The 14,131-nt window shown below is 58.1% G+C and carries 12 protein-coding genes and 1 other RNA gene; 9 read left to right on the top strand and 4 right to left on the bottom strand.

Features of this window, described 5'->3' with window-relative positions; genetic code table 11:
- The first annotated feature begins 61 nt into the window (after positions 1–61).
- Positions 62–898 carry a KPN_02809 family neutral zinc metallopeptidase gene (gene ypfJ / locus ACSQ13_RS12500; protein WP_295511755.1) on the top strand — a complete coding sequence of 279 codons (837 nt, stop codon included), beginning with the start codon at positions 62–64 and terminating at the stop codon, positions 896–898.
- Positions 899–1,138: 240 nt separating this feature from the next.
- Here ypfJ and ffs read toward each other — a convergent pair.
- Positions 1,139–1,236: signal recognition particle sRNA small type (ffs, locus tag ACSQ13_RS12495), an RNA gene on the bottom strand.
- 37 nt (positions 1,237–1,273) lie between these two features.
- Positions 1,274–3,067: a bifunctional metallophosphatase/5'-nucleotidase gene (locus ACSQ13_RS12490; RefSeq protein ID WP_295511756.1), complete on the bottom strand. Its 1,794-nt coding sequence runs from the start codon at positions 3,065–3,067 to the stop codon at positions 1,274–1,276.
- Positions 3,068–3,278: 211 nt separating this feature from the next.
- Here ACSQ13_RS12490 and nudC point away from each other — a divergent pair, with 211 nt between their 5' ends.
- Positions 3,279–4,247 (top strand): NAD(+) diphosphatase, encoded by a 969-nt coding sequence (nudC, locus tag ACSQ13_RS12485; protein ID WP_176250781.1) that lies wholly within the window; start codon positions 3,279–3,281, stop codon positions 4,245–4,247.
- A 32-nt stretch (positions 4,248–4,279) separates the two neighbouring features.
- Positions 4,280–4,747, top strand: coding sequence for an SRPBCC family protein (locus tag ACSQ13_RS12480; protein WP_295511759.1), 468 nt, complete (start codon positions 4,280–4,282; stop codon positions 4,745–4,747).
- Positions 4,748–4,786: 39 nt separating this feature from the next.
- Here ACSQ13_RS12480 and ACSQ13_RS12475 read toward each other — a convergent pair whose 3' ends face one another.
- Positions 4,787–5,632: a prephenate dehydratase gene (locus tag ACSQ13_RS12475; RefSeq protein ID WP_176250779.1), complete on the bottom strand. Its 846-nt coding sequence runs from the start codon at positions 5,630–5,632 to the stop codon at positions 4,787–4,789.
- Between the two features lie 132 nt (positions 5,633–5,764).
- Here ACSQ13_RS12475 and ACSQ13_RS12470 point away from each other — a divergent pair, with 132 nt between their 5' ends.
- The 6 genes from ACSQ13_RS12470 (at position 5,765) to ACSQ13_RS12445 (ending at position 12,483) form a co-directional block, all read left to right on the top strand.
- Entirely contained in the window at positions 5,765–6,274 is a 510-nt protein-coding gene (locus ACSQ13_RS12470) for a c-type cytochrome (RefSeq protein ID WP_295511760.1), read from the top strand.
- Between the two features lie 270 nt (positions 6,275–6,544).
- On the top strand, positions 6,545–8,389 hold the full coding sequence (locus ACSQ13_RS12465; protein WP_295511803.1) for an extracellular solute-binding protein: 1,845 nt from the start codon (positions 6,545–6,547) through the stop codon (positions 8,387–8,389).
- A 9-nt stretch (positions 8,390–8,398) separates the two neighbouring features.
- A complete protein-coding gene (locus tag ACSQ13_RS12460; RefSeq protein WP_176250777.1) occupies positions 8,399–9,487 on the top strand; it encodes a microcin C ABC transporter permease YejB in 1,089 nt (362 codons plus the stop codon).
- A gap of 4 nt (positions 9,488–9,491) precedes the next feature.
- Positions 9,492–10,598 carry an ABC transporter permease gene (locus ACSQ13_RS12455; protein ID WP_176250776.1) on the top strand — a complete coding sequence of 369 codons (1,107 nt, stop codon included), beginning with the start codon at positions 9,492–9,494 and terminating at the stop codon, positions 10,596–10,598.
- A complete protein-coding gene (locus ACSQ13_RS12450; RefSeq protein ID WP_176250775.1) occupies positions 10,595–10,894 on the top strand; it encodes a hypothetical protein in 300 nt (99 codons plus the stop codon). Before ACSQ13_RS12455 ends, ACSQ13_RS12450 begins: the two co-directional genes overlap by 4 nt.
- Positions 10,891–12,483: an ABC transporter ATP-binding protein gene (locus ACSQ13_RS12445; protein ID WP_176250774.1), complete on the top strand. Its 1,593-nt coding sequence runs from the start codon at positions 10,891–10,893 to the stop codon at positions 12,481–12,483. The genes ACSQ13_RS12450 and ACSQ13_RS12445 overlap by 4 nt, the downstream gene beginning before the upstream one ends.
- A gap of 95 nt (positions 12,484–12,578) precedes the next feature.
- On the opposite strand, the gene ACSQ13_RS12440 is transcribed toward ACSQ13_RS12445, so the two are convergent.
- Entirely contained in the window at positions 12,579–14,078 is a 1,500-nt protein-coding gene (locus ACSQ13_RS12440; RefSeq protein ID WP_176250773.1) for a D-alanyl-D-alanine carboxypeptidase family protein, read from the bottom strand.
- Between the last annotated feature and the right edge of the window lie 53 nt (positions 14,079–14,131).

Genomic DNA, 14,131 nt, shown 5'->3' with positions numbered 1-14,131 from the left:
GGGGGGGCTGCTAAAGGTTAAACATACCTCAACTGAATGGATATTAGACTGGGGGCACGCGATGCGACTGCGAGGGATACGGCGAAGCAAGAATGTTGAACTGCGCGGCGGTCGAGGTGGCGGCGGCGGTGGCAAGGGTGGTCTGGGGCTGGTCGGCGTGCTGGCGGTTCTGGCGATCGGGTATTTCACCGGCATTGACGTGTCGCCCTTGCTCAATGGCGGCGGACAGACCCAGCAGGGAACACAGGTCACTGAGGCAGATGCGCAGGCGACGCAGTTTTCGGCGCAGGTTCTGGCAACCACCGAAGACGTCTGGGGCAATATCTTTCCCGATCAGCTGGGGCGCGACTATGTGCCGCCGAAACTGGTGGTCTTCTCGAACGTAACGCAAAGCGCGTGTGGGGGTGCGTCGGGCGCGTCGGGGCCGTTTTACTGCCCTGCCGATGAAAAAGCGTATCTGGACACGCAGTTTTTCAACATGCTGGCGCAGCGCATGGGGGCGGGCGGCGATTTCGCTGCGGCTTATGTGATTGCCCATGAAGTGGCACATCACGTGCAAAACCAGTTGGGTATCCTGCCGCAAGTCGATGCGCTGCGTCGGCAATCCTCAACAGCTGAGGCGAATGCCCTGACCGTCCGGTTGGAGCTGATGGCCGATTGTCTTTCGGGCATCTGGGCGAAAAACGTCAAAGGCTTGATGGAGCGTGGCGATCTGGACGAGGCCTTGAATGCGGCGCGCAAGATCGGCGATGATTACCTGCAAAAGCAGGCCGGGCGCGCACCGCAGCCGCATACCTTTACCCATGGCACATCGGCGCAAAGATCGTCGTGGTTCCAGCGCGGGTTTGACAGCGGTCAGGTCGGGCAATGCGACACCTTTGCGGCTGAACGGCTGTGAGCGCGCCCTTGTGGTCTTTGCTGTAAGGTAAGAGTTGCGTTTATAAATGGATGGTTAAGTTGTCTTTGGGTAACTTAACCGGCGTCTGTACGCTCGTGAAATTGCGGATGGCCGAAAAGGGCGAAAGCATCGCATTAGCATCACGGGGGCCGTGGAATTTTTGGGGCTATTGCCCCTCTCGTGCCATCCTTTGGATGACCCTGCCGGGGCGACGCGCATTTTGCTTTGCAAAATACGCTAAGGTGAGAGGCTGATAACGACCCAAGTGGGGCTCGTTACGGCTGCTTCCTTCCGGATCTGACCGGGTTGGCGAGGCACCTGCCCGCACCAACCTCTCGAGGTCCATATAGTACGGTGTTTTTCAAAGTGCAAGGTTCACAAGGTGATCTGGACGCGGTCGAATCCGGTTTCGGTGTGGCCCAGTATTTCGGGGGAAAGCGTGCGGATCTGATCAAAATAGCGCAGGGCCAGCGGGCTGCATTCGAACACGGCCTTGCACCGGCCCGAACAGTTCAGTCGCCACGGGGCGGTGTGCGTCCATTCGGCCAGATCATCGCTCTGCAACGCCTGCACGAATCCCTGAACCGGGGATAGGTCACTTTGAAACAGCGGCGCGGGCAGGTTCAGGTCGCTATATCCGCCACCGCCTGCGGCCCTGAAATGGTTCGTCGCAAGAACAAAGCGTTGGTCCGGCGTGACCGCTTTGCTGTCGTGATGCAGGGTCGTGATCCGCTGCCCGACCGGGCGTGACGGGTCGATCCGGTAGTCCAGCCCATAGATCGTATCGAAAATGAAGCTGGGGTTGGTGTGATCCAGCAAGGGTTGTTCCGGCGCGTCGGTTGATATCTGGCGGTACACAGATGCGGAGTGCTCCAGCCAGTTTCGAAGGGTGTCGCCGGTCACCAGCATGGCGCAGGTCCGGTTGGTGGAGGGGGCGAAATTTGCCAGATGTCTGCGCAACACCGGGCCTTTGGGGATGTGAATGTAATTCGTCGGCCCGTTTGGTCCTCCGGCGGCACGGGCGGTCGCTGTGGCCAGCAGGGGAAGCTGCCCAAACGGGGTGGTCGCCAACGCCTGTCTGACCTCGATCGCTTTGGCGCGCGCCGAAAGGGCATGGGCGTCGCTGGGGCAGACCATGCCGAAATAGCTGTGCAGGTCATGGGAAATCTCCGCGATGGTTTCGGACAGATAATCCCGTGTTGCGTGGTGGGCCGGGGCGCTGATCTTGGTGATGGTACGATCTGCCGCGACCGTATTCGTGTTCGGCCAGAGGGCAGTTCTCTGTTGCGCGATCCGCCATTTGCCATCGGCACCGCGTTCCAGATCAAGGTCGATAACCCCCAGATCGGCCCCTGCATATCCGGGCATGACGATCGGGCAGGCGGTGCCGATGACCGTTTCGCCCGCATCACCCTGCGGATGGCGCTGATGGGTGTGGCCTGCGATGACCACGTCGATATCTGGCAATTGCGCCAAGACCGCCGCGCCCGAGTTTCCGCAGGTGTTAGCGGTTTTCGACGGGCCGATCCCCATATGTGCAAGGGCAATGACCAGATCCGCCCCGCGCGCGCGCAACAGCGCGGCGGCATCGGCGATGGAGTCTAACGGATCCTGGATGGTGGCGTCATCGGGCAGTTCAAGCTTGTTCCAGATCGCCGTCTCGATCGGCAGTGCCGACACAACGCCAATGTTCAAGGTTGCGGTGCCTTCGGATGTGCCTTGGGTTGTACGGACCTGCCGCGCGATCATGATGTGTTTTCTGACGCCGGCAAGCGCGTCGCACGCGAGGTTCGTTGAAATTGCCGGGGAATCCAGACCCTTGATCGCCTCGGCCAGATAGGTGGTGCCGTAATCCAGATCATGGTTGCCCAGGCCGACTGCGTCATATTGCATGGCGTTAAAAGCGCGAATAATCGGGTGGTCCTTTGTTGGCGGGCGCGTGCTGTGCCAGTCGGCCAGCGCGGTGCCTTGCAGAAAATCGCCATTGTCCAGCAGAACAACAGCCCGCCCACCTGCTTGGGCCATCGCGCGGGCCTTGGCGACAAGCGTGCTGATCCCCGCAATGCCGTTGGTAAGGGCTTGGCTGTCAGTGGCATAATCGAATCCGAGCAGGTTCATATGCAGATCCGTTGTCGCAAGAAGGCGCAGTTTTGCAGTGATGCGCATCATGAATGGTGCCCACTGCCAAACTGGGCACAACGATCCGTTCCAAACGTCTGATGTCCGCTAGGTACCAAGGTGCCTCCGAGATTCGTTAGGGTAGAGTAGCCAGATATCATTCCAGCGCTAATTGAAATTTTAACCCTGATGTATTTTGCCTAGGCTTGGCTTTGACTCTGATGCTGACTACTCAGTGGGTAAACAGGGAATGGGAAACGACATGAAGCACGCGGAAACGGTTACATTTGGGGGTTCATCGCTGGACCGCGCAGGCGAGGTGCGGGGCGACAAAGACGCAGTTGCGGCGCTGAAGGCGGATGATGCTGCACGTGCGATCCTGTTTTGGCGGGGCAAGGTCATGATTGATCCGACGCGCCCGGCGTCGCTTGTGCGTTTGCCGCTGGATCACCCCGCGCTTGAGGACGCAAGCGGGACGCCGATCCTGCTGGGTCGGGAAGACGGCGCGGCGCGGTTCGCCTATGATCTTTCGCAATGGATGCCCGACGACGTTGATCCGCGACAGCTGGGCCAGTTTATGGACCCAAGCGAGCAACACCATCCAATGTTACCGCAAGACTATGTTTTTGTCGAATTGCGGCGGGTGATGACGTGGTTGGCCCCCCGCGATGCGGAGCTGGCCGCGACGGGCAAGGCGATCCTATCCTGGCATGACAGCCACGGGTTTTGCGCCCGCTGCGGGTTTGAAACCGTGATCAATGATGCGGGCTGGCAGCGCAATTGCCCGGCATGTCGCGGGGCGCATTTCCCGCGCACCGATCCGGTGGTGATCATGCTGATTACCCATGGCAATTCTGTCCTGATGGGGCGGTCGCCGGGCTGGCCCGCGGGGATGTATTCGCTGTTGGCCGGTTTTGTCGAACCGGGTGAGACGTTGGAAGCGGCTGTGCGCCGTGAGGTGTTCGAAGAATCCGGTGTGACTGTCGGCGAAGTCACCTATTTGGCGAGCCAGCCCTGGCCGTTTCCCGCATCGCTTATGTTTGGCTGTGCCGGTGATGCAACAAGTCGGGAAATTAAAATTGATCCGAAAGAAATCGAAGACGCGCTTTGGGTCAGCAGAGAAGAGATGATGGACATATTTGCAGGGCGACACAGGACGATCTTGCCCTTACGGAAAGGGGCGATTGCCCACTTCTTGGTGGAAAACTGGCTTGCAGATACGCTGGATTGAGGCGATGATTCACAAAATGATCGGGCGGTAGCATGAAGTTTTCGACAAAAGAGGATATTGAGGCACCCATTGATGCCGTGTTCGGCATGTTGTGCGAGTTCGACACGTTCGAACGCGCGGCCATGCGGCGCGGTGCCGAGGTGCATCGTGTGGACAAAATGACCGCCCCCGGAAACGGGATGAAGTGGGAAGCGGCTTTTGACATGCGCGGCAAACGGCGCGAAATCGAGGTCGAGATGGTGACCTTCGAGCAGCCTACCGAAATGCGTCTTGAATCAAAGTCGCCCGGATTGCTGGGCGACATGTATTTCGAATTGCTGGCCCTGTCGCGAAGCCGGACGCGCATTGTGTCGACGCTCGAGATCAAGCCGAAAACCCTGTCTGCGCGCCTGCTGGTGCAATCCTTGAAGCTGGCCAAGACGTCTTTGACCAAGAAGTACAAAGAGCGGGTCAATGAATATGCCAAGGATATGGAAGAACGCTATCAGCAGGCCAGATAAGGCCCGCTGATACTGCCGTTCGCTAGCTCTGCCGGGTCGTTAGCTCTGTCTGTCGGGATCGGCAGGATAGACGCCCAGAATTTCCAGCATGTTGGTGAAATAGCCCAATTCTTCCAAAGCGCGCTGTACGGCCGGATCCTCGGGATGCCCTTCGATGTCGGAATAAAACTGCGTCGCGGTAAAAGATCCACCGACCATATAGCTTTCCAGCTTGGTCATGTTCACACCGTTTGTCGCAAACCCGCCCATGGCCTTGTACAACGCCGCAGGAATGTTGCGGACCTCGAAGACGAATGTCGTCAGCATTTTCTCGGCGCGGCGTGTGGTGTCGATTTCAGGGGCCATCAACAAGAACCGGGTGGTGTTATGGTCCAGATCTTCGATGTCGCGGGCCAGAACAGTGAGGCCGTGAATATCTGCGGCGACTTCGCTGGCCAGCACGCCGACGTCACGTTCGCCTGACGCGGCCAGTTCCTGGGCGGCCCCTGCGCTGTCAGTTGCAGATTCCGATCCGATACCATGGGCATCCAGCCAGCGGCGGGCCTGCGGGATCAAGACCATATGCGCGCGCACATGTTTGATGTCTTCGAGCGCGACACCGGGCCGTGCCATCAGACTGATGCGAACCCGTACAAAAGCCTCATCGATGATGTGCAGGCCGCTTTTGGGCAGCAAGCGGTGAATATCGGCCACCCGCCCGTAGGTCGTGTTTTCGACAGGCAACATGGCCAAATCGGCCCGACCGTCGCGCACGGCGTGAAAAACATCTTCGAATGTCAGGCAGGGCACGGGAATCATGTCAGGGCGCGATTGAAGGCATGCCTCGTGGCTGTAAGCGCCCAAAGCGCCCTGAAAAGCGATGCGAGGTGCATTTTTTTGGCTCATTTTGCGCGTCCTTTATAAGACCTTTACCAATGTGGGCGTTTCGTCGCGCTAACTACACCTTGCCCCGAGGGAGGGAAAGCAATAGATACGCGGACAACGCAATGCCCGAATACCAACGATGGACCTACACGCATGTTCGATACAATGACGATCACTAAAGTAGCTGCCGGCCTTTTTGGCGCTTGGCTTGTTCTTTTGCTTGGCAAGTTTGCCAGCGAAGAGGTTTACCACAACGAAGTACACGGTGAGGCTGGATACGTTGTTGAAGTTGCCTCGGATGGCGGCGATGCCCCGGCCGACGACGCCGTTGATTTCTCGGCGGTGCTGGCCTCTGCCGATGTTGGCGCGGGTGAAAAAGTTTTCCGCAAATGTGGCGCATGTCACAAAGTGGGCAAAGGCGAAAACGCCGTGGGCCCCTACCTGTACGATGTTGTTGGCCGCGCGGTCGATAGCGCCGAAGGATTTTCAGCCTATTCCGGCAACCTTGAAAAAGCGGCCGATGTCTGGACCCCAGAGAACCTGAACGCGTTCCTGACAAAGCCGGCGGCATTTGCGCCCGGTACAACAATGGGCTTTGCCGGTCTGACCAAGATCGAAGACCGCGCGAACGTGATTGCGTATCTGGACAGCCTGGACAACTAAGCCGTCTCACAGATTTCACAAAGGCCGCCCCTTGTTGGGCGGCCTTTTGCGTTTGGGGGTCAGATTTCAACCAGATAACATATTCGCAACTTGTATTCGGGCGTTCTGGGCCGTTAGCTTGGAAAAAGGGTCTAAACCGCCCACCCCGAGAATTTTGCAAAGGAAAATCTGATGCCCCGGACAATTGCCCGCGCCCGCATGATCGCGTCTGCCCGCGCCCGCAAGACATATTCGCAAGCCTTTTGGGTGGCATTTCTGGCTTTGGGGGCGATGCTGGTCGGCGTTTCAGCCTATGCCCAAGAGGGCAAGATGATCCGCAGTCACGGCTATTCGTTTTACGGCGATCTGAAATATCCGGCGGATTATCCGCATTTCGATTATGTGAACCCCGATGCCCCCAAGGGTGGCGAGATTTCGATTTCCACATTGGGCACGTTTGATTCGATGAACCCCTATTCCCGCAAGGGCCGTGGCGGCGCGTTAAGCACCATCATGTTTGAAAGCCTGCTGGGCGAGGGGACGGGCAACGAGGCCGCACCTGCGGATGTCTATGGAGAGGCCTATTGCCTGCTGTGTGAAAGCCTCGAATATCCCGACACCAAGGATTGGGTGATTTTCCACATGCGCAAGGATGCCAAGTTTTCGACTGGCGACCCTGTGACGGCGCATGACATCGCATTCAGCCACAACCTGTTGCTGGATCAGGGGCTGAAATCCTATGCGGATGCTGTGCGCCAGCGCATTCCCAAGGTCGAGGTGATCGACGACCATACCGTTAAATTCTATTTCACCCCCGGCATTTCGCGCCGCAGCCTGATTGATCAGGTGGGCGGCGTGCCTGCGTGGTCCAAGAAATGGTACGAGGAATCCGGCGCGCGGCTGGACGAATCCCGTTTGATGACATCGCCGGGGTCCGGCCCTTATGTGATCGACACGGTCGATGTGAACCGGCGCATCGTCTACAAGCGCAACCCCGACTATTGGGGGGCCGATCTGCCGTTCAACGTGGGCCGCAATAACTTTGATACGATTCGCATTGAGTATTTCGGCGATGAAAACTCTGCCTTCGAGGCGTTTAAAGCCGGTGAATACACGTTCCGCACCGAAGGAAATTCCAAACAATGGGCGTCTGCCTATGATTTCCCCAAGGTCGATGCGGGATATGTGGTCAAGGAAGACATCCCCGACGGGTCGCCCCCGACGCCTTCGGGGATCATTTTCAACCTTGGCCGCGAGGTGTTGAAAGACAAGCGTATCCGCGAGGCCGTTGCATTGGGCTTCAACTTTGAATGGACCAACGAATCCCTGCAATACGGGTTGTTCAAGCCACGCGCGTCATTCACCCAGGACACGCCCTTGATGGCCACCGGCAAACCCCAAGGCATGGAACTGGCGCTGCTAGAGCGGCTTGGCGATGTGATCGCGCCTGAAATGCTGACCCAAGACGCGGTTGTGCCGCATGTGTCGGACCCGTCCCGCCTGCTCGACCGCCGCAATCTGCGCCGCGCGATGAAGCTGCTGGACGAGGCCGGTTGGGCCGTGGGCACCGATGGCAAACGCTATGACGCAACCGGCAAGCCGCTGCGCCTGACGTTTTTGCTGAATTCGTCGGGGTCGGCCACGCTGTCTGCGGTTATCGAAAACTTTATGTCGAACCTGACGAATATGGGCATCGACGCGGTTCTGGAGAAAGTCGACAGTTCGCAATATACGGCCCGCGAACGCGATCGCGACTATGATCTTGTGTTCGATGGCTACCGTCCGTTCCTGGGCACGGGCACCGGATTGGCGCAGCTTTACGGGTCAGAGGCAGCCAGCTATTCCCTGTTTAACCCCGCCGGTCTGGCCAGCCCGATGGTTGACGCGATCATCGAAGCGTCATTGGCCGCACAAACCAAGGAAGAGGAAGACGCCAGCATGATGGCGTTGGACCGCGCCTTGCGGCACGAATTCATCATGATCCCGACCTGGTACAACGACAGCTTCTGGACCGCCTATTACAACCAGTATGAACACCCCGAAACCCAGCCCGCCTATGCCTTGGGATACCTCGATTTCTGGTGGTACAATGCCGACAAAGCGGCGGCCTTGCGTGCCGCCGGTGCGCTGAGGTAAACGCCGCATATGGGCGCTTATATTCTTCGACGGCTTTTGCTGATTATACCGACGTTGATCGGGATCATGTTGATCAACTTTGCGCTGGTGCAGTTCGTGCCCGGCGGCCCGGTTGAACAAGCGATCGCGCGTATTCAAGGCGGCGGTGACGTGTTCGAAGGGTTTTCGGGCAGTGGCAATGATGCGGGCAATGCCGATGCGGCCACAGCCAATGAAAACTATGTCGGGGCGCGTGGTCTGCCGCCCGAATTTATCGCAGAGCTTGAGAAAGAATTCGGTTTCGACAAGCCCCCGGTCGAGCGGTTCCTGAACATGATGTGGAACTACATGCGCTTTGATTTCGGAGAGAGCTATTTCCGGTCGATCAGTGTGATCGAGTTGATCAAGGAAAAGCTGCCGGTGTCGATCACGCTGGGGCTTTGGTCGACGGTGATTGCCTATCTGGTGTCGATCCCGCTGGGCATCCGCAAAGCGGTCAAGGACGGCACGGCCTTTGATACATGGACATCCGGCGCGATTATCGCGGCTTATGCGATCCCCGGATTTCTGTTCGCGATTTTGCTGCTGGTGTTGTTTGCGGGTGGTTCTTACTGGCAGGTCTTTCCGCTGCGCGGACTGACGTCGGATAATTTCGATCAGCTTAGCCCGTTGGCCAAGGTTGGCGATTACTTCTGGCACATTGCCTTGCCTGTTCTGGCCTCGACCATCAGTGCTTTTGCGACGCTGACCCTGCTGACCAAAAACAGCTTTCTCGACGAGATCAAAAAACAATATGTGATGACGGCGCGGGCCAAGGGGTTGTCGGAACGCAAGGTGCTCTACGGCCATGTTTTCCGCAACGCGATGCTGATTGTGATCGCCGGTTTTCCGGCGGTGTTCATCGGTGTGTTCTTTGGCGGATCACTGATTATCGAGACGATATTCAGCCTTGATGGGCTGGGGCGACTGGGGTTCGAGGCCGCCGTGGCGCGCGATTATCCGATCGTGTTTGGCACGCTGTTCATCTTTGGCCTGATCGGTCTGGTTGTCGGCATTCTGTCGGATTTGATGTATGTACTGGTCGATCCGCGTATCGACTTTGAACGGCGCGAGGGTTGATCTGATGGCCTTGTCCCCCCTGAACCAACGCCGTTGGCACAACTTTACCCGCAACCGCCGCGCGTACTGGAGCCTTTGGATTTTTGCGATCCTGTTCGGCATCTCGCTGTTTGCGGAATTTGTGGCGAATGACAAACCGATCCTGGTGAACTATCGCGGCGAATATTTCATGCCGATTTTCAAGTTCTATCCCGAAACGGCCTTTGGCGGGGATTTCCAGACCGAGGCCGTGTACCGCGACCCCGAGGTGAAATGCCTGATCGCCACAGGCGGTATGGACGCCTGTTTCGACGATCCGGAACTCATGATCGAGGACGCGCAAGACGGTCAGATTGACGGTGCCGCGATTGAAAAAGGCTGGTCGGTTTGGCCGCTGATTCCCTATTCGTTCAACACTGCCGTTGACCGCCCCGGTGCGGCACCCTTGCCCCCCAACCGGCAAAACCTGCTGGGCACCGACGGGACGAAACGTGACGTTCTGGCACGGGTGATCCACGGTTTCCGGCTGTCGATCATCTTTACCCTGATCGTGACCGGCGCTGCATCGCTGATCGGCATTATGGCCGGCGCGGTTCAGGGGTTTTTCGGGGGCTGGACGGATCTGATCTTTCAGCGCGTCATTGAAATCTGGTCCTCAACCCCGTCGCTTTATGTGATTATCATCATGTTCGCCATTCTGGGGCGCAGTTTCTGGCTGCTGGTGTTTCTGCTGGTGCTGTTCAGTTGGACATCACTGGTGGGCGTGGTGCGTGCCGAATTCCTGCGCGCGCGCAACCTTGAATATGTGCGGGCCGCCCGTGCGCTTGGGGTGGGGAACGTGACGATCATGTTCCGCCATATGCTGCCCAACGCAATGGTGGCCCTACTGACAATGCTGCCGTTTATCATCACGGGCACCATCAGCACGCTGGCGATCCTCGATTTTCTGGGCTTTGGGTTGCCGTCCTCGGCCCCGTCACTGGGCGAGCTGACCCTTCAGGCCAAACAGAACCTGCAAGCGCCCTGGCTGGCTTTTACGGCGTTCTTTACCTTTGCTATCATGTTGTCATTGCTGATCTTCATCTTCGAAGGAATCCGCGATGCGTTTGACCCAAGAAAGACGTTTTCATGAGTGCCGAAACGCACCGCTCTGCGCCCGATATCCTTGCCACGATCATCTACGCGATTTCGGTGATTGTCGCCGTTGGCGTTACCCTGTGGTTAAGCCGCGCGATTTTTATGGCACCGGGGGACACGGTGGGTTTCTTGTTCAGGGTTCTTGAAACACAGTTCTTTCCCAGTACCCTTGTTCTTCTTCTTGGATGTTGGAGCGTTGCCTTGATGAAATTGCCACCAGTCTGGCTTCGGCTGATCTGTGCCCCGATGGCGGCGTGGGGTGTCTATGCCGTGACACAGTTTGTGCCATGAACCAGCCAACCTCCGCCTTGCTTGAAGTCAAAGACCTGAATGTATCCTTCCGTCAGGAGGGGGCGTTAACCCATGCGGTCAGGGGTGTGAATTTCACGCTGAACCGTGGTGAAACCGTTGCCTTGGTGGGGGAATCCGGGTCCGGTAAATCGGTATCAGCGCTGAGCACCGTGTCCTTGCTGGGCGACAGCGCGGAGGTGTCCGGCTCCGTTCTGTATGACGGGCAGCAGATGATCGGGGCAGGGGACAAGCTGTTGCGCAAGGTGCGCGGCAACGACATCAGCTTTATTTTCCAGGAACCGATGACATCGCTGAACCCGCTGCATACGATTGAAAAGCAGTTGGGTGAATCACTGGCGCTGCATCAGGGGGTTGTTGGTGCTGCCGCGCGGGGGCGTATCCTCGAGCTGTTGGCAAAGGTTGGGATCAACGACGCCGAAAGCCGTTTGGGGGCCTATCCGCACGAGCTGTCAGGCGGGCAACGCCAGCGCGTGATGATCGCCATGGCGCTGGCAAACAAACCTGACGTGCTGATCGCGGATGAACCTACGACGGCGTTGGATGTGACCATTCAGGCGCAAATTCTGGACCTGCTGAAAGAGCTGAAAGACAGCGAAGGCATGGGCCTTTTGTTCATTACCCACGATCTGGGTATTGTGCGCCGGATCGCCGACCGCGTTTGCGTGATGCAAAAAGGCGAGATCGTAGAGCAGGGCCCGACGGCTGAAATCTTCGACAATCCCCAGCATCCCTATACCCAAACACTCCTGGGCGCAGAGCCATCGGGCCGTCCTGACCCTGTGGCCGAGGATGCCGAGGTCATTGCAAGCACGGATCATCTGAAGGTCTGGTTCCCGATCAAGCAGGGATTTCTGCGCAAGACGGTCGATTATGTAAAGGCCGTGAATGACGCAAGCCTGACGGTTCGTGCTGGAGAAACCATTGGGATCGTTGGTGAATCCGGGTCTGGAAAAACGACAATGGCCCTGGGTATCATGCGGCTGATCGCGTCAGAGGGTGGGATCACCTATATGGGGCAAAACGTGCGCGACTGGTCGACCCAGGAATTGCGGCGGCTGCGCAAGGACATGCAAATCGTGTTTCAGGACCCGTTTGGCAGCCTGTCCCCGCGCATGACCTGTATGCAGATTATTGCAGAAGGCCTGACCGTTCATAACGTGGACCCCGACCGCAACCAGCGCGAACTGGTGCGCGATGTGATGGTCGAGGTGGGGTTGGACCCTGCAACGATGGACCGCTATCCCCATGAATTTTCCGGCGGGCAACGCCAGCGGATCGCGATTGCGCGCGCCATGGTGCTGCGCCCGCGTTTGTTGGTGTTGGACGAACCGACCTCGGCGTTGGATATGACGGTGCAGGTGCAAATCGTCGACCTGCTGCGCAATCTTCAGCGCAAATACGGGCTGGCCTATTTGTTCATCAGCCACGACCTGAAAGTCGTGCGTGCAATGTCACATAAGGTGCTGGTCATGAAACGTGGTGACGTTGTGGAATACGGCGATGTCGATGTGCTGTACGATAACCCGACATCGCCATACACACGCGAATTGTTGCAGGCCGCGACCTAAGCTTTGGTCTGCCTTGAAAACGTCTGGAAACAGGGTGTTAGGCTTGATTATCAGGGGGTATGCGCGCCGTTTGTGGCGGCGCGCGAGAAGGCGGTTCAGCCGGGCCCGATCATAAAGCAGCTGACGTTTCGGGCGGCCAGTCTGCGGCAGGCAAGGTCAGCAGTTTCGCGTGTCATGCCCAGAAAATTTGCATCAAAGCCTTGGGGCCGCTGGACGACCTTGCGCAAGGTGCCATCAAGCGTGGAAATCTCGGAAAGGGCGGTTTTCACCAAGACTGTTTCGGCGGCATAGCGGCTTGGGAAACGACCGACGTTGACCCCCCAGTGACGCCCGCCCGATGTGGAAACGCGGCTAACCACTTCTTGTTGTTGCGGTCTTTTCAAGGTTTTGGCGGGATTGATCGATGCAATCAGGCCTTTGGGCCGCGATGCGGGTCGGGGCGATACCGTCGCGAGGCTTGCAGTTTGCACGACTTCTGCTGATTGAACGACCTCTGCCGTTTGTACAGGCGCGGTGGCAACCGCTTGTTTGATCGCGGCGTTGATGTCTTGGGCAAGCAGGGGTGATGTCGCCTCTGGGGCTTGGGCGGTGGCCACGACCACGGCACTTTCGGTGGTTGGGCGCAAATGTGGGCGTTTTGATGTGGTGACTGCGCCAACCAGACGGATGGTCTTGCCTGCGCCGCCCGGTGTGCTGGCGGAATTATGGGCGACAGGTGTGTCTTCGACATCGGCAAAGACAGGTTTCGTGGGCTTGATCAGCGGCGCTTTCGACGGGGCGCGGCGGAAGCCCATATCCATCAGTTCCGCGACCTTGGCATTGCGCGCTGTGGTCGAGGTGCCGCCGAAAACAGTCACGATCACCCGTTCGCTTCCACGTTCTGCCGAGGCGGTCAGGTTAAAGCCCGCGGCGCGTGTATATCCGGTTTTGATCCCGTCGGCACCTTTGTAGGAGGCCAGAAAACGGCGGTTGGTGTGGCTGACCTTGCGCACACCGGCATCTGCGGTGATGCGGGAAAACAGGTTATAATATTCGGGGAAGTCATAAAGCAGATGACGGCCCATGGTGGTCATGTCGCGGGCGGTCGACATATGCCCCGATTCAGTCAGGCCGTGGGCGTTCTTGAAAGTGGTATTGGTCATGCCAAGCGCTTTGGCGGTGCGGTTCATCCGGCGGGCGAATTTCGCCTCTGATCCGGAAATCGCTTCGCCGATGGCGGTGGCGGCGTCGTTGGCCGATTTTACCGCAGCGCCGCGGATCAGATAGCGCAGGGCGATAGTTTGCCCCGGCCGCATGCCAAGTTTGCTGGGCGGTTCCGATGCAGCGTGCTGGCTGATCTTAACTTGTGTATCGAGCGAAATTTCACCGCGTTTGATGGCGTCGAAAGCGATGTAAAGTGTCATCATTTTTGTCAGCGAGGCAGGGTGCAGTCGGGTGTCGGCGTTGCGAGCGTGTAGAACCTCGCCCGTCCGTGCATCGATGACATAGGCGGCATAGGGGGCTGCCATGGCGCTGAGCGGAAGCACCACCAGAATCCAAATAGCCGCAAGAATGAATAGCCCATACCGGGCCGGCTGCACGCGCCGCGCTCTCATGATAACTGCCTTTGCTCTGCCTCGGACCGCCGATTTTTCGACTGGCCACTAAT

This window comes from Sulfitobacter sp. SH22, from assembly GCF_965641905.1.
In the GTDB taxonomy this organism is placed as follows: domain Bacteria; phylum Pseudomonadota; class Alphaproteobacteria; order Rhodobacterales; family Rhodobacteraceae; genus Sulfitobacter.
This window is presented reverse-complemented; position numbering and strand designations above follow the sequence as displayed.